Consider the following 21,165-nt stretch of genomic DNA (forward strand, 5'->3'; position numbering starts at 1 on the left):
TCTCCTATGCCGATCGGGAATTGGACGTCGAAGATTGCTGCGCTCGACGATTCTGCAGACCGGAGACCCCGCGCACACTGGTGCGCGTCTCCGTATCCACCCGGGGGACAGCCCCACCCCCCAAGGTGTGGCAGCCCGCATCGAGGCCGTAAGACCAAGTTAAAGAACGGCGTCGTTCGGCTCGTCCTCCGCCGGGACGAAGACCCGCTGGTCAGAAGTAAGGAGAACTCCCTAGGGGATCTCCACCCTCAGGTGGAGTGGTACTCCGGGTCGTCCGCGCACTCCCCCCGCGTGAGCTGCGGATGAGAAGGTGACGGAACCACATACGTGCACAGTGAAGGGACCTCGGTGGGCGGCGCGGGCGGCGATACGGCGAGTACGGGCTCGGGGAGCACGGGTAGCGCCGGGAGCACGGCGGGCACGAGCCGAGCGGGTGTGGGCAGCGGCGGCGGGTCGGACGGCACCGGCGCGATACCCGGGGGCCCGCCGCCCACACCCGCCACCCCCAGCCCCAGCGGTACGCCCCCCACCGTCCGCCGCGGCCCGGTCGTCGCCGCGCTCATGCTCGGCATGGCCCTGGCCGCCCTGGACGGCACGATCGTGTCCACCGCCGTACCGCAGATCGTCGGCGACCTCGGCGGTTTCGCGATCTTCTCCTGGCTGTTCGCGGGCTATCTGCTCGCGGTGACGGTCACTCTCCCGGTGTACGGAAAGCTTTCCGACACCTTCGGCCGCAAGCCGGTGCTGATCGCCGGGATCGCCCTCTTCCTCGTCGGCTCACTGCTGTGCGCCTTCGCCTGGAACATGGAGAGCCTGATCGCCTTCCGCATCGTCCAGGGCCTCGGCGGCGGAGCCATCCAGGGCACGGTCCAGACAGTCGCCGCCGACCTCTACCCCCTGAAGGAACGCCCCAAGATCCAGGCCAAGTTGTCCACCGTGTGGGCGGTGTCGGCCGTCGCGGGCCCGGCCGTCGGCGGGCTGCTCGCCTCGTACGCCGACTGGCGCTGGATCTTCCTCGTCAACCTGCCGGTGGGCGCCGTGGCGCTGTTGCTGATCGCCCGGCACTTCCACGAACCGGCGCGTACGAAGTCCCCCACGGCCACCGGCCGCCCCCGCATCGACTGGGCGGGCGCGCTCGGCGTGTTCGCCTGCGGCGGCCTGCTGCTCTTCGCGCTCGTCCAGGGCGGCGTCGCCTGGCCCTGGCTCTCCGCGCCCTCCCTCGCCCTGTTCGGCGGCAGTGCGCTGCTCGCCGCGGCCACCGTCGTCATCGAGCGCCGCGCCGCCGAGCCGATCATCCCGGGCTGGGTGTGGCGCAGGCGCACCATCGCCGCCGTCAATCTCGCGCTGGGCGCGCTGGGCCTCCTGATGGTCGCCCCGACCGTCTTCCTGCCCACCTATGCCCAGGCGGTCCTTGAACTCGACCCGATAGCAGCCGGCTTCGTCCTGTCGATCATGACGCTGAGCTGGCCGGTGTCGGCCGCGCTGAGCCAGCACGCGTACAACCGCATCGGGTTCCGGCTGACCGCGATCATCGGCATCGGCTGCGCGGCGCTGATCCTGCTGGCCTTCCCGCTGCTGCCGTTCCCCGGTTCGGCGTGGCAGCCCGCCCTGATCATGCTGCTGCTCGGCGGGGCGCTCGGCCTCTTCCAGCTCCCCCTCATCGTCGGCGTCCAGTCGACGGTCGGCTGGACGGAGCGCGGCACGACCACCGCGTCCGTCCTCTTCTGCCGCCAGGTCGGCCAGTCGGTGGGCGCCGCGCTCTTCGGCGCCGTCGCCAACGCCACCCTCGCGTCCAGACTCGCGGACGCCCCCGAGGCGATACGTGACGGACTGCCCGGCGACCTCGACTCCGTGTCCCACGCGTTGGGCGACCCGGGCCGGCTCACCGCGGAGGCGGCCGACTACCTGCGCCGGGCGGTCGACGCGGCCGTCGACTACGTATATCTGGGCGCGGCCTGCGCGGCCGTCCTGGCGCTGCTCGCGCTGATATTCGTCGCCCCGCGCCGCTTCCCCGTCATCAACGAACCGGAAGATCCCGCACCGCTCAAGTGACATGCCTCACAGGGAAATCGCAGAACTCGTGAGCAACCGTCACCGAATGCCCTTTTTGACCATCCCTCACGTCAGCACCACACACCTGATACACAAAAATCCGGCTTCCCTAGCTCTTATTCCGCCCTTACTCTTCGGCAAAGTCGCGCACCGCAGAGGTTCTCCCACGGCGACTTCCCTCTTCTTTTTCTTTCGCTTGTTTCTTTCGGACCCAGAAAAAGGTCACCTGTGAGATTCCGCCGCATCCTCGCCACTGCTGCCGTGGCCGCAGTGACGACGCCCCTCGCCCTGCTCTCCGTCACCCCGGCGTTCGCCGACGCCAAGCCGGCCACGCAGGAGCAGTCGAGCAAGCCCACCATCAAGCAGCTCGAAAAAGCCGCCGAAATAGCGCAGAAGGCGTACGCCGACGCGGTCCAGGTCAAGCAGGACGCCGTAGACGCGCTGGAGGCCCTCGACACCGACGCCTCGCCGCTCTACGTCGCGCGCCAGACCGCGATCAAGGAGGCCACCGAGGCCGCCGCCGCGAAGACCGCCGCCGACACCGCGGTCACCGAGGCGAAGACCGCACTCGACGCGCTCCCCGCGGACGCCACCGAGGAGCAGAAGGCCGCCGCGACGAAGGCCGTCACCGACGCCGAGGCAGTCGCCAAGACCGCAGCCGAGACGAAGACCGCCGCCGACACCAAGTCCGAGACGGCCCGTAAGGCACTGGAAGACGCCAGGGTCGCCGCCTTCAAGACGCTCCACGCGGCGTCGGAGAACGTGAAGAGCACCCTCGGCGTCAAGAAGGCCGCCGACAAGGCGCTCGCCGACGCGCTGGAAGAGGAGGGCGACGAGGGCGAGGGCGAGTGCGTCCTGGAGCCCGACTTCACCACCGTGGTGACGGGCCTGCCCGGCACGGTCGTCGCCGGGAAGTGGGTCGACTTCAAGCTCCGCCTGACCAACGGCACCGACAAGACGATGGACGAGGTCTACCCCTTCGTCAGCGTCCACGCGACGGACGAGAAGGGCGTCAAGGACCTCAGCCACCTGCTGAAGCTCCAGTGGTCCTCCGCGACCTCCAAGGCCTGGCAGAACGTTGACGTCGAGAACTACCTCGACCGCATCGCCCCGCTGAAGGCCGGCGCGCACAGCGACGTCAAGCTGCGCCTCAAGGTCGACGCGAAGGCCCCCGCGGGCCAGGGTGTCGCCTTCGTCGCCGGTGACTACTGGAACGAAGACGAGACGTGCGGCGGGACTCCGGACCTGACCACGTACGAGTTCCAGATCGCCGCCGCGGGCGCCAAGCCCGGCACGGTCCCGCCCGCCAAGCCCGGCAAGGCCACGAAGCCCCCGGTCGCGGCCCCGTCGCCGCAGGGCACCTCGTCCCCGCAGCCGGTGAGCGGCGCGCTCGCCAAGACCGGTACCAACTCGGCCGTCCCGCAGATCGCCCTCGCGGGCGCCGCGGCCGTAGCGGTCGGCGCCGGCGCGGTGTTCGTCGTACGCCGCCGCAAGGCCGACTCCGCGGCCTAGGCACGACCGGCCTCACCCGCACCACGGAAGGGCCCGCATCCACCCCGGATGTGGGCCCTTTCGGTGGAGACGGAGCGGAGTCAGATCCCCGCGGCTTTGACCCGGTCCACGAAAGCGGCCCAGGCGTCGGCCGGGAAGACCAGAACCGGGCCGGTCGGATTCTTGCTGTCACGGACCGGAGCGAGCCCCGGGACATTGTCGGCGAATTCGACGCAGTCGCCGCCCTGCCCATTGCTGTATGCGGTCTTGCGCCACGTGGCGTTACTCAGGTCGGCTCGTGCGGCGTGCATCCGCTGTACTCCTCCATTACTGACCCGATCACGGTCAGAGACTCGTCGGGCGGCAGTGCCTTCGCCTGCAACAGATCGTAGGCCAGTGCGTATTCAGCGACGCCTTCCGATGCTTCCATGAGCTGCCCGGTGTGCGAGCTCTCCATGTAAGCCACGTCGCGCCCCCGGTCGAATCCGAGCATGGTCAACGAGCCGCCCATAACGGGGTGTTCGCCCTTGTCGAAGGGCAACACCTGCAACACCACATGCGGGGTCCGCGCCATGCCCAGCAAGTGGTCCAGCTGGTCACGCATGACCGCCGGGCCTCCCACGGGGCGTCGAATCACCGCTTCGTCCAGGATGCACCACAGCAGCGGAGGAGCGCCGCCCCCGAGGAGGTGTTGCCGCTCGATCCGCGCGGCAACCAGCGCTTCGATTTGCGCATCGGTGTCGCGCGGACGACTGACCCGCAGGAGTGCGCGTGCGTACGCCTCCGTCTGGAGCAGCCCCGGCACCGCGTGCGCCATGTACTTGAACATCCGAGTGGCCGTCGCCTCATACGCCATGAACGTACGCGCCCAGTCCGGGAACGGGGTCCGTTTGACGTGCCCCCAAAGGTCGGTCAAATCACCTTCCGCGCCCAGGAGTTCATCCAGCTTGTGGTCGATGTCCGCCGGCGGCGTCTCGTTCCCCAGCTCGAACTGGGCGATCCGGCTGTGGGCGATGGGGATCCGGTCCCCCAGCTCCCGCTGCGTCCATCCCGCCCGCGTACGGAGCTTGCGCAGCTTCGTGCCGTACAGCGCCGCCAGGGACGTGGACGGGTCAAGTTCCTTCGGTGCGGGCATCGTAGCCCCCCGTTTTCGCTCCGTCGCGCCGAAAACCATTACGCCTAGTGATCGTAGACCTACGCACCGATGCTCGTCAGTGGAAGGTACGAGCATCGAGGAAGGCACCTGACATGGGAACGGCACAGCACGCGGAGGCATTCGCCCGGGAGATGCGCGACCTGGTGGAGGCCACCGCCCCGCGACTCTTCGCAGTCGTGGAGCAGTTCGCGACGCGCGACGGCGAACCGGACGGCAGGGTCGCCGCCTGGGGGCTCGCGCACCAGGACGGGTCCGCGTACGTCACCTCCGCCGACGGCAGCATGCGCATGTCGTTGCGCACGGCCGAGCGGGCAGCCGAGTGGATCTCACTCAGGCCCGGCAGCTCCGGCAGCCTGATCTGGGTCGGAGCCGGAGGGGTCTGCACGGGCGACTGACACAGCTGACTGACATGTTCCGGTTCGGTTACCGCCAGTAGAGATCTGACGACACCCCTGTACCTGCGGTAACTGCCCGATCGCCGGACCGAGTTCGCACGAAAGGCTCCCCGGCGCGCGTACCCCTGGGTAACGTACGCGACCCAACCAGCGCACCCGCCGCCGCTTCCCCGGCTCCGGCCGCGCTCCTCCCTGCATCCGCTCGGGATACAGCCGCGCAAGGAGAAGCCGCATGTCGCACTACCCGGAGTACCTCTATCCCTGGCAGAGCTCCCCGCCCGTCCCGCCCGCTCCCCGTCGGCCCGCCTCCCCAGCCGGGCCGTGGTGGGGGCGGACGCGAACGCCCTGGAGCCCCTGGTCTTCACCTCGGTCACGACCACGATCTTCCTCACCCTGCTCGCCTCGGTCGCCGGGATGATCCTCGTGTGCGCGACGGAGATGGGGATGGCGCGGGTCGCGGCCCTCGCCGACGCAGTGCGCGAGCGGCCCGGCATCCCCGTCGGGGGTGCCGGGCCGCTCGCGGGGTGCCGGACGGCCCGGCTTCCGCGGCGCCAATCCGCCGGTCCGGCACGATGGAGGTATGCGGACCCGACCTGTACTCGTATATGACGGCGACTGCGCCTTCTGCACCACCTGTGTGCGGTTCATCGAGCGGCGGATCAAGCCCCGCTGCGAAACCACTCCCTGGCAGTTCGCCGACCTCGACTCCCTGGGCGTCACCCAGGAGCGCGCCGCGTACGAATTGCTGTGGGTCACCCCGACCGGGGTGACGTACGGCGGTGCGCAGGCCGTCGCCAAACTGCTGCTCTACGCGGGCGGCGCCTGGGCCGTCCCGGGGGCGCTGATCACGCTGGCGCCCGTGCGCTGGGTCGCTCAGGGCGCGTACCGGCTCATCGCCGCCAACCGCGAGCGGATGCCCGGCGGGACACCTGCCTGCGGACTGCCGGCGGCGTCGCGACGGGCCGACGTGGGCTGAGAGGCCGGGCCGGGGGTGAGCGGCGGGACCGGCCACGGTTGAGACGCAGACCGGCCGGGGCTGAGACGCCTGACCGGCCAGGGGTGAGACGCCTGACCGGCCGGGGCTGAGCGGCCGGGCAGCCAGGGGCCTGCCGAGGCTGCGCAGCCAGGGGCCGGCCGAGGCCGGAGGTCACGGCCCCGACCGTCTCACGGCCGGTCGAGCCGGGGGCCCGGAAGGCTCCCGGTCCGGCGACCGACCAACCTCAGCCCCCCGACGGCCCCCGACCCGTCAGCGAGGCCAGACTGCTGCGGACGTGGTCCATGTGCGCCTGCATCTCCTCGCGGGACTCGTCGTGCTCCCGCAGGATCCGCTCGGTCTCCCGCACGACCCGCTCCTCAAGCACCCGCGCCTGCGCGATCAGCTCGGCGCCCCGCGCCTCCGCGTCCTCCTGGCCGTGCCTGGCCGCCTCCTCCGTCTCGGCCAGCACCCGCTTCGCATCGGCCAAGGACGCCTCCGCGTGCGCCGTCAGCTCCGCGTGACGGGCCTCAAGACGCGTTTCCCTGGCGGCGATCTCATGCCCGGACGCCTCCCAGCGCTCCGCGTGGTCCTTCTCCTGCGCGGCGACCACCGCGGCCGCGCGCTCCCGGGTGTCCGCCAGCACCGCGACGGCCTCGTCGCGCCACTGAGTCGCGTCCCGGCGCGCACCGGCCCGCGCCTCGTCGGCCGCCTGCTGCGCCGCGAGCAGCACCTCCTGGGCGCGGGCCTCCGCGTCCGCCCGTACGGCCTCCGCGTACTCACGCGCCGCCGCACGGGCCGCCTGCGCCGCGCCCTCGGCCGCCTCGTGCATCGCCTGCGCCTCGTCGCGCACCGAGGCCCGCAGCTCCGTGTCCTCCTCCTGGACCACCGCAAGCAGATACCGGGCACGCTCGCTCAGCGTCTCGTATGTCTGCGGGGCCATCGACCGCACGCGCTCGCTCAGCGCCGCTGCCCCGGCCTCCACCTCCTTGGCGAGGACGGTGAGGCGCGCGGCGCGCTCCCACGCGTCGTCCCGATCCTTGGACAGCTCGGCGGCACGGCGTTCCACCTGCTCCGGCAGATAGCCGCGGCCTCGCACAACCACGAAGCCGTGAGGTGACGGCGAAACCGGTGAACTCATCCTTGTAGCCCCTCTCCGACACACAGCGCGGTACGGCGCACACTCATCCTGGTGGATCAGAGGGATCAGAGGGAAATGCGCAAAACCCGACAGTCCAACCGGCGGCCGGGTCCCAGGATGCGTCAGCCCGTGTCGGAGGCCGGAATCGAAGTGTCCGCGCCCAGCGCACCGAACAGCCTTTCGGCGCTTGTCTCGTCCCACAGCACCACATCACCCACCCCGGGCAGCTCCGGCTCACCCGCCACCGGCACCGCCACCGGCACCGTCGTCGTCGCCCCGTCGCCGTCCGCGAGCCCCTTCGCCTCCCAGCCCATCCGGGTCAGCGCACCGATGGTGTCCCGGTCCACGGTCAGCGCCGAGAGAACAGCGCTCACAAACGGAATCAGTGTCCACGGATTGAGGACGACCGACGCGCCGAGCGCCTGCCGCGCCACCGCGCTCACCAACTGCTGCCGGCGCTTGACCCGTCCCAGGTCACCCAGCGGATCGGAGTAGCGGGCCCGTACGTACGCCAACGCCTCTACGCCGTCCGTCTCCTGGCACCCCGCGTCGAAGTCCGCCCCGTGTCGCGCCCGGTCAGAGCAGGCCGTCCCACATCTGTTCGAGGAGCACCGACCACCAGCTCTCCGGCGACGCGAGCGCCGCCGGGTCCAGCGCCACCAGCTGCGCCTGGAAGTCCACCGTCCAGCGGCCCGCCTGCTCCGGGTTGAGACCGAAGCGCAGCCGCCACATCCGGCCAAGCAGCGCCAGCGAACGGGCGAACTCCGGCAGCCCCGTGTTCACGAACTGCGGCGGCACCGGCTGACCACCGGGGCCCGCCTCCACCGGCACGGCCACCATGTGCGCCGTGCCGTACTGAACGCAGATCGCCCGGCCGAAGTCGCTGCCCATGACGAGGTACGAACCCGCGTCGGACGCCGGCCGCACACCGCGCTGCGTCGCGAGCTCCGCCAGCGTCGGCACCGGCTGACCCGGCACCGCCTGCGCCCAGAAGAATGGCCCGAAATCGATGGGCAGCCCCGCCCAGACGAGCGTGCGCGCCACGATCTCCGGCACACCCTGACGCGACACCGCGCCCTGGTCGAAGCGGAACACACCCTGCGGACCGAAGGCACCGGCCAGCTCGTGCGCGATCCCCTCGGGCGGGATCGGCGGCGCCTGCGTCACCTGACCCGGGTGCGGCAGCGGCGCCCGCATCGGCACCGGACGCGCCGGGCCGTCCGCGACCTGGTGCAACTCGCCCTGGTGGGTGAGCAGATGCTGCATGCCCTGTTGACGGCTCGAATGATCCGTGCCGTACGGCGCCACACTCGTGATCCGCACCTGCGGCCAGGTCTCCCGGATCATCCGGGCGCAGTAGCCGCCGGGCAGCTCGCACGACTCCAGCTCGGTGTGCAGTTCGAGCACCTGCTGCGGCGGCACGTTCATCGCCCGCAGCTCGTGCAGGATCTGCCACTCCGGGTGCGGAGTTCCGGGCGCGGAGCGGCGGATCAGCTGCTGCTCCGAACCGTCCGGACCCCGGTAGCGCAGCACGGCCTGGTAGCCGGGGCCGACCGTCGGCATACCGGTGGGCTGCTGCGGATAGCCGTACGGCGGCCGCTGGGCGCCCTGGTGCTGCGGCATGTGGCCCTGCGGCAGCGGCGGCTGGGGCATCTGCCCCTGCGGCATGTGCGGCTGGGGCATGTGCGGCTGGGGCGGACGACCGCCGGGCATGCCGGGCGGTCCTGGCGGCTGCGGGGCGCCCGGAGGCGGTCCCACCTGGCCGGGCCCGGCCAGCATGGTGGCCGCCTGGTGCGCACCCACGCCGGGAGCGCCGGGCGGACCGGGAGGCTGCGGCCCACCGGCGCCGGGAGCGCCAGGGGGGCCGGGCGGATGCGGACCACCGGCACCCGGAGCGCCCGGAGGACCAGGAGGCTGCGGGAATCCGGGCATGCCGCCGCCCTGACTCGGGTCGGCGAACATCGTCGCCGCGTGATGCACACCGCCACCGGCCGACGGGGGCGACGGCGGACCGGGCGGACCTGGCGGCTGTGGGGCACTCGGCATCCCGCCACCGTGACTGGAGTCGGCGAACATCGTCGCCGCGTGATGCACACCGCCACCGGGCGGGGGCGACGGCGGACCGGGCGGACCCGAGGCCTGTGGCCCGTCCGGGCCCAGCTGCGAAACGAGCTGAGTCGGTACGTACCCACCGGCAGGCGCACCGGGCGCACCCGGACCCGAAGGAGCCGGAGCCCCACCGGGCCGCGCACCCGGCGTACCGGGGGCGCCCGGCGGCGGCGGTGTCGTCGAACCGCCGCCGCGTGCACCGCGCGGCGGCATGGCGGCCTTGCTGGTCGCGGCGTCGGAGATGTCCCCCGAGCCCTGACCGGGCCGGACGGGCCCGGCGGGGTGCGCGGGAGGCATCGGCGACACGGGCGGCTGCGGACCCGGACCCGGCGCGGCGGCGTCGTCGCGCAGGGCGGGGGCGACCGTCGTCGAGGGAAGCCGGCTGCCGCCCGACATCAGCGAAGTCTTGGCCTCGGGCGGCACACCCGGCGGCCTGGCATCGTCCGCGTCGGACCCCGAGAGCATGGGCGCGTACACCGTGGACGGCAACGGCACCGACGCGTCGTCGGAGTCCGCGTTGGTGTCGATCCCGGCCCACGGGGTCGCCCCGGCGGGCACGCCCGGCGTGGACGCGGGCACTCCCTCGGGGCTGGTGGGCTCGTAGTCGCCCCCGGGACCGGCGCTCGGCCAGGCCGTACCGCCGGAACTCCGCTCGGACTGCGAGGCGTTACCGCCCTGCCCGCCCCAACTCCCGGCGGACTGGGGGCCATTGGGCCCACCAGAACCGGGCACACTCGGCCAGCCGTCCCCCGCGGAGGGCGATCCGGCACCGCCCTGGGCGCCACTGCCGCCCACGCCACCGGCGGGGGGCCAGTCGCCGGCCGGACGGGAACCGGCGCCGCCCTGCGGCTCGTCGGCGCCAGCACCACCGGCTCCGGCAACACCCGGCCAGTCGTCGTCGGCGGAACGCGAACCCGCCCTACCCTGAGGCTCATTGGCATCCGCACCACCGGAACCCGCAGACCCCGCGGCACCGGCACCACCGGAACTCACCGGCCCAGCCGCACCGGCACCGGCCGACGCACCCGCGGCGCCCGGCCAGTCGTCGTCCGCCGCACGCGCACTCACCCTGCCCTGGCGCCCGCCGACACCTCCAGCACCAGCGGGCCCGGCCCGGTCACCACCGGCGACCGGAGCCCCAGCGCCCGCACCCGAACCCACCGGCCCAACCGCACCGGCACCCGAACCCACCGGCCCAACCGCAACCACACCCGGGCCCGCAGCCCCGCCCGCACCGGCCGACGCACCCGCGCCGCCCGGCCAGTCGTCAGCCGCGGAGGGCGACCCCGCGGCCCTGGCCCCGGCCGCGCCGAGACCCACACCCGCACCGGCCGACGCACCCGCGCCCGCCGAGTCCGACCAGTCCCCGCCGGCGCGCGGCGAACCCGCGTCCACCGGAGTCCCGTTGCCCCCGGCAGCCGCACCTGCACCCGCACCGCCCGCCGCAGGCGACCCGGCAAGGGATCCCCCGCCCGACGGCTTCCGGTGATCCGGAATCCCGATCTTGTCCGCCGCTTCCTGAAGCCACTCCGGCGGAGTCAGCAGGAACGACGTCTGCTCCAGATCGATCCGCTGCGGCGCCACAGCCTCGTCCGCGTCCATGATCTCCGGCGGCGCTCCGTACTCTTCCTCGTACCGGCGGATCACCTCACCCACCGGCAACCCCGGCCACAGCGTGGCCTCACCACTGTCCCGCGCGATGACCAGACGCTGCCTGCCACCGTCCGACGTCGGACCGTCCGTACGGTCCTCCGCCCACAGCACAAAACCGAGCTCGAACTCCCGCACCCGCACCTCACGGTGCTGATACGCGGGAACGTCCCCGTTGACCCACTCTTCCGCGCGCTCCTGCGCCTGCGCGAAGGTCACCATCGCGCTCACCCCTCCACCGGGACAGCATGCGCGAAGCCGCCGTCCACCATCAGGTTCGCCACGGTCTCCAGCTCCGGCGGATTGCCCGCCAGCCGCTGCAGAAAGGCGTCGAAGTCATCACCACAGGGCAGCAGAAGCCGCTCCACACGCTCGTGCACCGTCCAGCCGTCGCGGTCTCTCGCATCGTCGTACGCGACGAACCACACCGACCCGACCGCGTCGCCCCTGACCTTCACCGCCAGCAGACCGCCCTGAACGAAACCGACGCCGAGATAGTCCTTGGTCATGTGGTCACGCAAACACTTGTTGATGTACACCAGGTCATTGACCGCGGCCTCGTCGCGCACCGTGAAGAACGGCTGGTCCACCAGCAGCCCGAGCTCCGCGTCGAGCGCCGCACCCACCGGCGCGCAGCCGCCCGCCGCCTTCAGGAACGACCGGTACGCACCCGGCAACCGGTAGCCGAGGTCCTCCTCCACACCCAGGATCTGCTGCTCGCTCACCGAAACGGAACCCTTCGGCAGCCCGAAATGGGCCGGCCGGGTCTCCTGCAACGGGCGCGTACCGCGCTTCTCCTGGTCAACGGCGGTGGTCGCCAGGCCGCCGTGATGACGCAGCAGCGCCTTCACCTCGACCGGCACCAGCTCCATCAGCCGCTCACCCGGCACGTGGTGCCAGGTCCAGCCGTGCGGGGTCGCCACCGCCGGAATCGTGTCCCACAGCTCGTGCCCCTCGGCCGCCAGCGCCGCATTGGCCGACACATAATCGGTGAGCCGCAGTTCGTCGACGCCGAAGCCCTCCGGGGGCTCGGCGATCTCCGCGGCGGCACGCGCGTAATGCGAGAAATCCGGGTGGCCGTTCTCATCCATACGCACACCCCTGGGGTGGCGGGACGCCCGGACCGGGTCCGGGAAATGCACGACCTGCCCGGCGTACGCCGCATTCGGTGGCGCGGCTTGCTGCCCGAGCCGACCTGTCGTCATGGCGAATGCCCCCTGCTGCTTCTGGCTGGTTCGGCACAGCCTATGCGGTGCCGCAACAGGCGGCCCTGCCCCTCGCCTTCCGTACACACACCGTCACGCCCGAGTGATCGGACAGCGCCGAATCAGCACATTCCGACTGCACCAATTCCATCCGATGGCGACACAGCACCGCCCCCGCTTCCACACCACCGGGCACATTTGGCAGGCTGTCCCCGCAACTCGGGGGCGTGACACAGCGGCTACCGCCGCGGGCACGGGGAGGGAAAGCACCACCATGCACACAGCTCAGACAAGTACACCGGTCACACCGAACGCGTCCACACCACTCGCATCGGGAGACCCACGGCTCAGCTGGAGCAGCACCGAAACAGCCCGCCCGCCCCGGCTCCAGCAGCGCCGCGACGGCATTCTGCCCACCGTCGCCGCCGCCCTTTCCGTACGCGGCGCCGACACCCTCACCTGTACCGCGGGCAAGGGCGACCAGCCACCCGCACTGCACCCGCTCGTCCAGGATTTCCTCGACACCCTCACCAGTGGCCAGCGCGAACGCTTCACCGGGCGCTGCCCCGAAGCGATCCTGGTCTCCCGGCACATCACCGCCGCCGAGACCTCACGCTCCAAACGCGCCTCACGCAAACCCCTCACTCACGGTGAGGCCCGCCGCTCCCTCAAGCACGCCAAACTCACCGCCCGCCGCATCAGCGAGGACGGCGACCCCCAGCACGGCAGCTACGCGGCGCCGTGCCGCTCCTGCACACCGATGCTCGCCCACTTCGGCGTACGCCCGGTGGACCCCACCGCGGCCGCCACACCCACCCCGTCCTCCACCGAGAAGGGCTGACCAACCACCGATGCCGGGCCCCAACACCAACACCACCCGCTTCCCCGTCGCCGTCGACGCCGCCCTGCGCACCGCGGGCTGGCAGCCCGGACGCTGGGACATACGGCAGGCGGAACACTGGGCCGACACCCTGCGCGCCCACACCTCCCCGGCCGGCCACCGGCACAGCGTCTTCCCCGCCGCGGTCGAGGCCTGGGCGGAATTCGGCGGACTGCACCTCACCGCACCGGGACCGGGCCGCCAGATCGCCCCGACGCCCGTCCACTTCGACCCGCTCGAAGGGCTGCACCACGCCCGCACCCTCGCCGACCTCGGCCGCGCCCTCGACACCGAGGTCTGCCCGCTCGGCACGGAACTCGGCAGCGAGGGGGGCAGCCAGGCCGTCATCGCGATCGATGTGGAAGGCCGCGTCTACAGCCTCGACCACACCGGCGACTGGTACCTCGGCCCCGGCGTCGACCAGGCCCTGGCCACCCTGGTCACCGGGACCCAGCCCCCACGCCTCAGCCCGACCGGCCCCTGAGCGGGTACGCGCTCCCCGGGCCCGTACCCGCTCCGATCCCGCACGCGCCGCTTGAGGCCAACCCGTACGCCGCCTCGGCCCCTACACCACGCCTGAACGCCCCAGCCCGCCCGGCCCGAACCCCGCCGACGGCCCACCGCCCCGGACCCGCCGTGTGCCGCACCCGGCCACCGCACACCGACGGCTCACGCGCTCCGCGCATCCACCACCCGCACCGCGCCGGAGCGCGCCCGCGCCTACCCACCCCTTCCCGGAAGTCCCCGATCGCCGGACGGCGGCAGCCGCAAAATGTCACAACGGGAAGGGGCGGGTAGGGGAACACCCCGCCGCGCGCGGGCCTCACGCCCCTCACGCACCGTCAAGCCGCGCCCCAAGGCGATCCCCCGCCGCCGGGCGCGCTCAGCCCTCCCGCACGACACCCGCCGGCAACACCGCCGACACCCGGAAACCCCCCGCGTCCGTCGGCCCCGACACGAACACGCCCCCCAGCGCGGTCACCCGCTCCCGCATCCCCACCAGACCGTTGCCGCCGCTGGGCAGCCCCGCGTCCGCCGTGCCGCCGTCCGACACCCCGTTCTCCACCTGCATGGCCACCTCCGCCCCCCGGTGCGCCAACCGCACCCAAGTCTTCGCCCCCGCAGCGTGCTTGTGCACATTCGTCAGCGCCTCCTGGACCACGCGGTACGCCGTCTGCTCCACCAGCGGCCCGTACGCGTCGACCGGCTCGCCCTCCACCGAGAGCTCCACCACCATCCCGGCCTGCCGCGACTGCCCCACCAGCGCATCGAGCTCCGCCAGGGTCGGCCCCTCCTCCGCCGCCCCAGCCGCCGCGGCAGCCGCAGCGGCGCCGACCGCCGCCAACGGCACCGGCATCGAGACCGGCCGCACCGGATCACCGGACCGCAGCACCCCGAGCATCTCCCGCAGCTCCGTCAACGCCTGCCGTCCCATGTCACCCACCAGCGCCGCGTTCTTCACCGCCTTCGCCGGATCCTTCAGCGCCACCGCCTGCAACGCGGCCGAGTGCACCACCATCAGGCTCACCCGGTGCGCCACCACGTCGTGCATCTCCCGCGCGATCCGGGTCCGCTCCTCCGTACGGGCCCACTCGGCCCGCTCCTCCGCCCGGTCGGCCAGCAGCGACAGTTCCCGCTCCAGACTGTCCGCCCGCTCCCGCAGGCTCTCCATCAGCCGGCGCCGTGCCCCTATGTAGAGCCCGAACAGAACCGGCGGCCCGGTCAGCCCCAACGACAGGACCAACGACATCAGCGGCACATACCAGGAGGCCGGACTGAAGTCCCCGTCCGCCGCGTTCCCCACGTCCTGCTGGGTCCGTACGAACGTCACGATCAGCGTCCCGGTCAAGGACATCCCGGCCAGCACCACGGTGATCCGGCGGGGCACCTCCGACGCGGCCAGCGTGTACAGCGACACGATGCCCATCAGGAAGCCCATCTCGGCCGGCGTCACCGCGATCGCCACCAGCACCACGGCGATGGGCCACCGCCGCCGCACCAGCAGCACGGACCCCACCAGCAGCCCGAAGATCACCCCCAGCGGCACCGGCACCCCCGCGGTACCGGCGAACCTCACCCCCTCAAGCACACACTCGAACGCCGAAGCCAAAGCCAGCGCCACATCCAGCACGACACCGCGTCGCCGCTCCCACCACCAGTAGCGCCGGGCGGTCATGCCCGTGGCGTCCTGATCTGCCCCCGTTACGGTCATGCCGTCCAGCCTACGGGCGCGCGCGACCCCTTTTCCGGAGACTGCGCCATGCGCGGATCACGGGAGAACGCCACCGAAACAGATGTCGTCCGCACGAAATATTGAATCGGCAGGGTTTTCGACTCGACCGTCCGCATATCGAACAAGGCTGCCCGCCTGACGGAAACCCTCGGCAAGTACGCCGCCTTCGAAGACCTCCGCGAGCAAGCCGTCACGCTGCGCCGGGAGGGCCTCAGCCGCCGCCAGATCCGCGACCGCATCCACGTGGACAACAACGATCTCCTCAACCGCCTCCTGGACGGCGAGCCCGCCCCCGAGTGGACGAAGCGCCCGAACGCGAAGGACGCGGGCCAAGGCGCGCGAGCTGCGGCTCCAGGGCCTCACGTACGACCAGATCCAGGTCGAGCCGGGCTGCTCGAAGAGTTCGATCTCCCTGTGGGTACGGGACCTCCCGAAGCCGCCCGGGCGCACCCGTGAGGAGGCGTCGGCGATCGCCGGACGCGGCTGGGAGGCGACGAACAAGCGGCGCCAGGCCGAGCGCGAGGAGACAAAGCGAATAGCCGGGGAGGGGATCGGCATCCCTGACGGACCGCGAGCTCTTCCTCGCGGGCGTCACCCTGTACTGGGCGGAGGGCGCCAAGGACAAGCCGTACGCCCGGCGCGAGTCCCTCAAGTTCATCAACAGCGACCCGAATGTGATCAAGCTCTATCTGCGGTGGCTCGACCTGATGGAGATCCCCCGCGAGCGTCTGCGCTTCTACGTGAGCATCCATGAATCGGCCGATGTGCGCGCGGCCGAGCACTACTGGGCGGACCTCACCGGGGCGGACGTCAGCGCTTTCGGCAAGACCACGCTCAAGAAGCACAACCCGAGGACCGTCCGCAAGAACACGGGCGAGGCGTACCGAGGTTGCTTGGTCGTCTACGTGACGCAGAGCGCTGATCTCTACCGTCGCATGGAGGGCGCCTGGTACGGCATAGTAGGGGCGTCACTCGCGCCCGACTCGCAAAGTCGGACATAAGAGACGAACCATCCCGGGTCGTCTAATGGCAGGACAAATGGTTTTGGTCCATTGAATGAGGGTTCGATTCCTTCCCCGGGAGCCATAGCTTCGGGTCCTGACCGCGCTGGTCAGGACCCGCGCGCGTTTCGGCCGTGAGACCCCCCGGTATCCTGCGGGTGTCCACCACCCGAAGCCGAAGGGCATCACCGTGAGCGCCAATCGCCCGGCAGCCGTCGTCGTCCTCGCAGCGGGTGAGGGCACCCGTATGAAGTCGGCCACCCCGAAGGTCCTGCACGAGATCAGCGGGCGCTCGCTCGTCGGCCATGTCGTCGCCGCCTCCCGCGAGCTGGACCCCGAGCACCTCGTCGTGGTCGTCGGCCACGCCCGTGAGCAGGTTTCCGCGCACCTCGCCGAGATCGACACCGAGGTACGTACCGCAGTACAGGAGCAGCAGAAAGGCACCGGTCATGCGGTGCGGATGGGTCTTGAGCAGCTCGGCGGGGGCATCGACGGGACCGTGGTCGTGGTCTGCGGCGACACCCCGCTGCTCACCGGCGACACCCTGACCGGGCTTTCGCGTACGCACGCCGCCGACGGCAACGCCGTGACGGTGCTGACCGCCGAGGTGCCGGACTCCACGGGGTATGGGCGCATCGTCCGGGACGGCGTGAGCGGCGCGGTGACCGGGATCGTCGAGCACAAGGACGCGACCGACGCCCAGCGCGCCATTCAGGAGATCAACTCGGGTGTGTTCGCGTTCGACGGGCAGCTGCTCGCGGACGCGCTGGGCAAGGTGCGTACGGACAACAGCCAGGGCGAGGAGTACCTGACCGACGTCCTGGGGATCCTGCGCGAGGCGGGGCACCGCGTGGGCGCCGCCGTGGCCGGTGACCACCGGGAGATCCTGGGGATCAACAACCGGGTCCAGCTGGCCGAGGCGCGCCGGCTGCTGAACGGCCGGCTGCTTGAGCGCGCGATGCTCGGTGGCGTGACCGTGGTGGACCCGGCGTCCACGTTCATCGACGTGACGGTGACCTTCGACCAGGACGCGACCGTGCATCCGGGTACGCAGCTGCTGGGTGCCACGCACCTCGGCGAGGGCTGCGAGGTGGGCCCCAACTCCCGCCTGACGGACACGCTGGTCGGCAAGGACGCCCGGATGGACAACACCGTGGCGGACCGTACCGAGGTCGGCGAGGGGGCACTGGTCGGTCCGTATACGTATCTGCGGCCGGGGACGCGGCTGGGCGCGCGGTCCAAGGCCGGGGCGTACGTGGAGATGAAGAACGCCACGATCGGCGAGGGCACGAAGGTGCCACACCTTTCGTACGTGGGGGACGCGACGATCGGCGAGTTCACGAACATCGGCGCCGCGAGCGTCTTCGTGAATTACGACGGCGAGGCGAAGCACCACACGACGATCGGGGCTCACTGCCGGACCGGCTCGGACAACATGTTTGTGGCGCCTGTCACGGTCGGGGACGGCGCTTACACCGCCGCGGGTTCGGTCATCACGAAAGATGTGCCGGCCGGTTCGCTGGCGGTCGCCCGTGGGCAGCAGCGGAATATCGAGGGTTGGGTGGCTCGTAAGCGTCCGGGCAGCGCTGCCGCGCAGGCGGCCCAGTCTGCGGCCGCGAAGGCGGACGGCGAAAGCTGACCGGAAACAGCTGCGTCGGCTACGGCGTACCGTGATAGGTGCACACATTTTCGGCTGGCTCGCACCGCGACTTCTGGGTGTGCGGGCTCAGCAGCAATGATTCACGTCCGAGGAGACAGTGCTGTGACCGGGATCAAGACGACCGGCGAGAAGAAGCTGATGCTCTTCTCCGGCCGCGCCCACCCCGAGCTGGCCGAGGAGGTCGCGCACCAGTTGGGTGTCGGCCTCGTGCCGACGAAGGCTTTCGACTTCGCCAATGGTGAGATCTACGTCCGCTACCAGGAGTCGGCGCGTGGCGCCGACTGCTTTTTGATCCAGAGCCACACGGCTCCGATCAATAAGTGGATCATGGAGCAGTTGATCATGCTCGATGCTCTGAAGCGGGCCTCGGCCCGGAGCATCACCGTGGTCGTCCCGTCCTACGGCTACGCCCGTCAGGACAAGAAGCACCGCGGTCGCGAGCCCATTTCGGCCCGACTGATCGCCGACCTGATGAAGACGGCGGGCGCGGACCGCATTGTCACGGTGGACCTGCACACCGACCAGATCCAGGGCTTCTTCGACGGCCCGGTGGACCACCTCTTCGCGCTGCCGGTCCTCGCGGACTACGTGGGCGCGAAGGTGGACCGCAAGAAGCTGACGATCGTCTCCCCGGACGCGGGCCGCGTGCGGGTCGCCGACCGCTGGTGCGACCGGCTGGACGCGCCGCTGGCGATCGTGCACAAGCGCCGTGACAAGGACGTCGCCAACAAGGTGACGGTCCATGAGGTCGTGGGTGATGTCGCGGGCCGCGTCTGCGTCCTGGTCGACGACATGATCGACACCGGTGGCACGATCTGCGCCGCCGCGGACGCGCTGTTCGAGAACGGCGCGGAGGACGTCATCGTGACGGCCACGCACGGCATCCTGTCGGGCCCGGCCGCGGACCGTCTGAAGAACTCGAAGGTGAGCGAGTTCGTCTTCACGGACACGCTGCCGACCCCGGGCGAGCTGGAGCTCGACAAGATCACGGTGCTGTCGATCGCGCCGACGATCGCGCGTGCGCTGCGTGAGGTCTTCGAGGACGGCTCGGTGACGAGCCTCTTCGAGGAGCAGGGCGACTAGTACGCCCGCACTCGTCCAGTCGTGAAAGGTGCCCCGGCCGAGTCGGCCGGGGCACCTTTTCGCTCTGCCAATGATCCACTTGGGACCTGCTGGTCACTGCGGGTAGACTCACCGGGTTGCTCGGCGAGGGAAGCTGTGTCCCGTACACAGTTCATCCGTTATCGACGCGCTCTTCGTAGCAGGCCGCCGTTCGTGGGCCGGGTGACTGTCCCCCTTTGCGTCACCTTTTTCTTCTACGAGGAGTGCAGCCATGGCTGAGATCAAGATCGCCGCCGAAGTCCGTAACTCGTTCGGCAAGGGCGCCTCGCGTCAGACCCGTCGCGACAACCGCGTTCCCGGCGTCGTCTACGGCCACGGTGCCGACCCGCTGCACATCACGCTGCCGGCCCACGAGCTGATGATGGCGCTCAAGACCAGCAACGCGCTGCTGCGCCTGGAAGTCGACGGCAAGACCGAGCTCGTCATCCCCAAGGCGATCCAGCGCAACGCGATCCGTCGCAACATCACCCACGTCGACCTGCTGTCGGTCAAGCTGGGCGAGAAGGTCACGGTCGACGTCTCCGTGCACACCGAGGGCGAGCTGGCCCCGGGTGGCAACCTCCTGGAGAACGTGCTGAACACGCTGTCGGTCGAGACCGAGGCCACGCACATCCCGAGCTCCGTCACGGTCTCCATCGCGGGCCTTGAGGCCGGTGCGACGATCCACGCCAAGGACATCCCGCTGCCCGAGGGCACCACGCTGGTCACCGACCCGGAGGCCGTTGTCATCCAGGTTCTGGCCCCGAAGGAAGAGGCTGTCGCCGAGACCGCCGACGAGACCCCCGAGGCCTGATCCTCGCTGCTCTTCGTTCAGCCGCCGTCCCGCGCAGCAGTGCGCGGGGCGGCGGTTGGCGTATCAAGCGTTGTACGAGCCGGTGAACGGACCGGTGTGCGGGTGGACCGGCACCTCGCGGACCGGCACCTCTAGGAGAGACGGATCAGATGACGGACGCAGCGGAGCCCTGGCTGATCGTGGGGCTGGGCAATCCGGGGCCGGAGTACGCGGCCAACCGCCACAACGTGGGATTCATGGTCGCGGACCTGCTCGCGGAGCGGATGCGGTCGAAGTTCAAGGCGCACAAGGCGCGTGCCCAGGTCGTCGAGGGCCGGGTGGGTGCGCCGGGTCCGGCGGGCCGCAGGGTGGTGCTGGCGAAGCCGTTGTCGTACATGAATCTCTCCGGCGGTCCGGTCGCCGCGCTGCGCGACTTCTACAAGGTGGAGACCGCGAACATCGTGGCGATCCACGACGAGCTGGACATCGACCACGGCGTGCTGCGGCTGAAGCTGGGCGGCGGGGACAACGGGCACAACGGTCTGAAGTCGATGACCAAGTCGATGGGCCCGGACTATCACCGGGTGCGCTTCGGTATCGGCCGCCCGCCGGGCCGGATGCAGGTCGCGGACTTCGTGCTGAAGGACTTCTCGTCGACGGAGCGCAAGGAGCTTGACTTCTTCGTGGACCGGGCGGCGGACGCGGTGGAGTGTCTGGTCACCGAGGGTCTGGAGCGCGCCCAGACTACGTACAACTCCTGAGCGATTCCTGGCCAGAGGTTGACCCAGTGCGGTCACATGGCCAAGGATCGCGCTCCATGGTCATGAAGCGGACTCAAGTGCTCCTGTACGCCCGCCGGGGGGCGATGGCCGTCATCGCTCTGCTGCTGCTCGTCGCCGGCGTGCGCTCCTCCTGGGGCACGGCCCAGCACGTGATGCTCACCAAGGGCCGCGACCACGGCACGATGCGGGTCACCTCCTGCGCGGCGGAGACCTGCACCGGCCCCTACACGCCGGGCGGCGGCACGACCGACCACGCGCGCGTGAGCATCGAGAAGTCGGTCGCCACCAAGAAGGGCGAGTACCTCGCGGTGGTGGTCAAGCCCGGCACCACCGAGGCGGTACGGGCCGGCACCTCCGGTGTCCTGCTCGCCTGGATGCCGCTGGGCGGCGCGCTGCTGCTGGCGGCCCTGGTGATCGCGGGCGGCCTGCGGCGGACCCGGATCGCGTGGTGGACGGCGCTGGCGGGCGCTCTGCTGCTGGGGGCGGCGTTCCTGTCCCTGTGAGCTGCCCCCGCACGCCGCTCCCGATCGAAGGGCCCGTACG

General features: G+C 71.0%; 18 protein-coding genes, 1 tRNA gene and 2 pseudogenes. 14 read left to right on the forward strand and 7 right to left on the reverse strand.

All coding sequences use genetic code 11. The annotated features are described in order from the left end of the window. Nucleotides 1–471 precede the first annotated feature (471 nt). Nucleotides 472–2,052 carry an MFS transporter gene (locus tag QMK30_RS02025; RefSeq protein WP_502963051.1) on the forward strand — a complete coding sequence of 527 codons (1,581 nt, stop codon included), beginning with the start codon at nt 472–474 and terminating at the stop codon, nt 2,050–2,052. A 228-nt stretch (nt 2,053–2,280) separates the two neighbouring features. Continuing rightward, on the forward strand, nt 2,281–3,564 hold the full coding sequence (locus QMK30_RS02030) for an LPXTG cell wall anchor domain-containing protein (protein WP_283515353.1): 1,284 nt from the start codon (nt 2,281–2,283) through the stop codon (nt 3,562–3,564). An 80-nt stretch (nt 3,565–3,644) separates the two neighbouring features. Here the strand turns inward: QMK30_RS02030 and QMK30_RS02035 are convergent, their stop codons facing one another. Both QMK30_RS02035 and QMK30_RS02040 read right to left on the reverse strand, forming a co-directional pair. Continuing rightward, complete coding sequence (locus tag QMK30_RS02035) at nt 3,645–3,854, reverse strand: DUF397 domain-containing protein (RefSeq protein ID WP_283515354.1); 210 nt, start codon at nt 3,852–3,854, stop codon at nt 3,645–3,647. Beyond that, nucleotides 3,830–4,678 carry a helix-turn-helix domain-containing protein gene (locus tag QMK30_RS02040; protein ID WP_283515355.1) on the reverse strand — a complete coding sequence of 283 codons (849 nt, stop codon included), beginning with the start codon at nt 4,676–4,678 and terminating at the stop codon, nt 3,830–3,832. Before QMK30_RS02040 ends, QMK30_RS02035 begins: the two co-directional genes overlap by 25 nt. Nucleotides 4,679–4,791: 113 nt before the next feature. On the opposite strand from QMK30_RS02040, the gene QMK30_RS02045 reads away from it, so the two are divergent. The 3 genes from QMK30_RS02045 (at nt 4,792) to QMK30_RS02055 (ending at nt 6,070) form a co-directional block, all read left to right on the forward strand. Beyond that, on the forward strand, nt 4,792–5,094 hold the full coding sequence (locus QMK30_RS02045) for a hypothetical protein (protein WP_283515356.1): 303 nt from the start codon (nt 4,792–4,794) through the stop codon (nt 5,092–5,094). 324 nt (nt 5,095–5,418) lie between these two features. After that, nucleotides 5,419–5,703 (forward strand): hypothetical protein, encoded by a 285-nt coding sequence (locus QMK30_RS02050; protein ID WP_283515357.1) that lies wholly within the window; start codon nt 5,419–5,421, stop codon nt 5,701–5,703. After that, a complete protein-coding gene (locus QMK30_RS02055; RefSeq protein WP_283515358.1) occupies nt 5,675–6,070 on the forward strand; it encodes a thiol-disulfide oxidoreductase DCC family protein in 396 nt (131 codons plus the stop codon). Before QMK30_RS02050 ends, QMK30_RS02055 begins: the two co-directional genes overlap by 29 nt. Before the next feature lie 244 nt (nt 6,071–6,314). Here the strand turns inward: QMK30_RS02055 and QMK30_RS02060 are convergent, their stop codons facing one another. From QMK30_RS02060 to QMK30_RS02075, 4 genes and pseudogenes are all read right to left on the reverse strand, one after another. Further along, a complete protein-coding gene (locus tag QMK30_RS02060; RefSeq protein ID WP_283515359.1) occupies nt 6,315–7,208 on the reverse strand; it encodes a coiled-coil domain-containing protein in 894 nt (297 codons plus the stop codon). A 122-nt stretch (nt 7,209–7,330) separates the two neighbouring features. After that, a pseudogene (locus QMK30_RS02065) lies at nt 7,331–7,768 on the reverse strand (LCP family protein); the annotation flags it as partial. 16 nt (nt 7,769–7,784) lie between these two features. After that, the gene (locus tag QMK30_RS02070; RefSeq protein ID WP_283515360.1) at nt 7,785–11,189 is read right to left on the reverse strand and encodes an SUKH-4 family immunity protein; all 3,405 of its coding nucleotides are present in this window, start codon (nt 11,187–11,189) and stop codon (nt 7,785–7,787) included. Nucleotides 11,190–11,194: 5 nt separating this feature from the next. Next, entirely contained in the window at nt 11,195–12,172 is a 978-nt protein-coding gene (locus QMK30_RS02075) for an SMI1/KNR4 family protein (protein ID WP_283515361.1), read from the reverse strand. Between the two features lie 274 nt (nt 12,173–12,446). Between QMK30_RS02075 and QMK30_RS02080 the strand changes: the two genes are divergently transcribed. Then, nucleotides 12,447–13,013, forward strand: a complete 567-nt coding sequence (locus tag QMK30_RS02080) for a YwqJ-related putative deaminase (RefSeq protein WP_283515362.1) — start codon at nt 12,447–12,449, stop codon at nt 13,011–13,013. A 10-nt stretch (nt 13,014–13,023) separates the two neighbouring features. After that, entirely contained in the window at nt 13,024–13,536 is a 513-nt protein-coding gene (locus QMK30_RS02085) for an SUKH-3 domain-containing protein (protein ID WP_283515363.1), read from the forward strand. Between the two features lie 399 nt (nt 13,537–13,935). Here QMK30_RS02085 and QMK30_RS02090 read toward each other — a convergent pair whose 3' ends face one another. Further along, entirely contained in the window at nt 13,936–15,264 is a 1,329-nt protein-coding gene (locus tag QMK30_RS02090) for a sensor histidine kinase (RefSeq protein ID WP_283515364.1), read from the reverse strand. Between the two features lie 156 nt (nt 15,265–15,420). Here QMK30_RS02090 and QMK30_RS02095 point away from each other — a divergent pair. The 7 genes and pseudogenes from QMK30_RS02095 to QMK30_RS02125 all read left to right on the forward strand — a co-directional run bounded on the left by QMK30_RS02095 (nt 15,421) and on the right by QMK30_RS02125 (nt 21,125). Beyond that, a pseudogene (locus QMK30_RS02095) lies at nt 15,421–16,286 on the forward strand (hypothetical protein). 11 nt (nt 16,287–16,297) lie between these two features. Then, nucleotides 16,298–16,371 (forward strand) — tRNA-Gln (locus QMK30_RS02100). 105 nt (nt 16,372–16,476) lie between these two features. Continuing rightward, nucleotides 16,477–17,925: a bifunctional UDP-N-acetylglucosamine diphosphorylase/glucosamine-1-phosphate N-acetyltransferase GlmU gene (glmU, locus tag QMK30_RS02105; protein ID WP_283515365.1), complete on the forward strand. Its 1,449-nt coding sequence runs from the start codon at nt 16,477–16,479 to the stop codon at nt 17,923–17,925. A 123-nt stretch (nt 17,926–18,048) separates the two neighbouring features. Further along, entirely contained in the window at nt 18,049–19,029 is a 981-nt protein-coding gene (locus QMK30_RS02110) for a ribose-phosphate diphosphokinase (protein WP_283515366.1), read from the forward strand. Between the two features lie 250 nt (nt 19,030–19,279). Further along, nucleotides 19,280–19,861: a 50S ribosomal protein L25/general stress protein Ctc gene (locus QMK30_RS02115; protein ID WP_283515367.1), complete on the forward strand. Its 582-nt coding sequence runs from the start codon at nt 19,280–19,282 to the stop codon at nt 19,859–19,861. A 149-nt stretch (nt 19,862–20,010) separates the two neighbouring features. Continuing rightward, nucleotides 20,011–20,601, forward strand: coding sequence for an aminoacyl-tRNA hydrolase (gene pth / locus QMK30_RS02120; RefSeq protein ID WP_283515368.1), 591 nt, complete (start codon nt 20,011–20,013; stop codon nt 20,599–20,601). A gap of 62 nt (nt 20,602–20,663) precedes the next feature. Beyond that, a complete protein-coding gene (locus tag QMK30_RS02125) occupies nt 20,664–21,125 on the forward strand; it encodes a hypothetical protein (RefSeq protein WP_283515369.1) in 462 nt (153 codons plus the stop codon). Nucleotides 21,126–21,165: the final 40 nt, after the last annotated feature.

The organism is Streptomyces sp. H27-C3 (assembly GCF_030063415.1).
Lineage (GTDB): Bacteria > Actinomycetota > Actinomycetes > Streptomycetales > Streptomycetaceae > Streptomyces.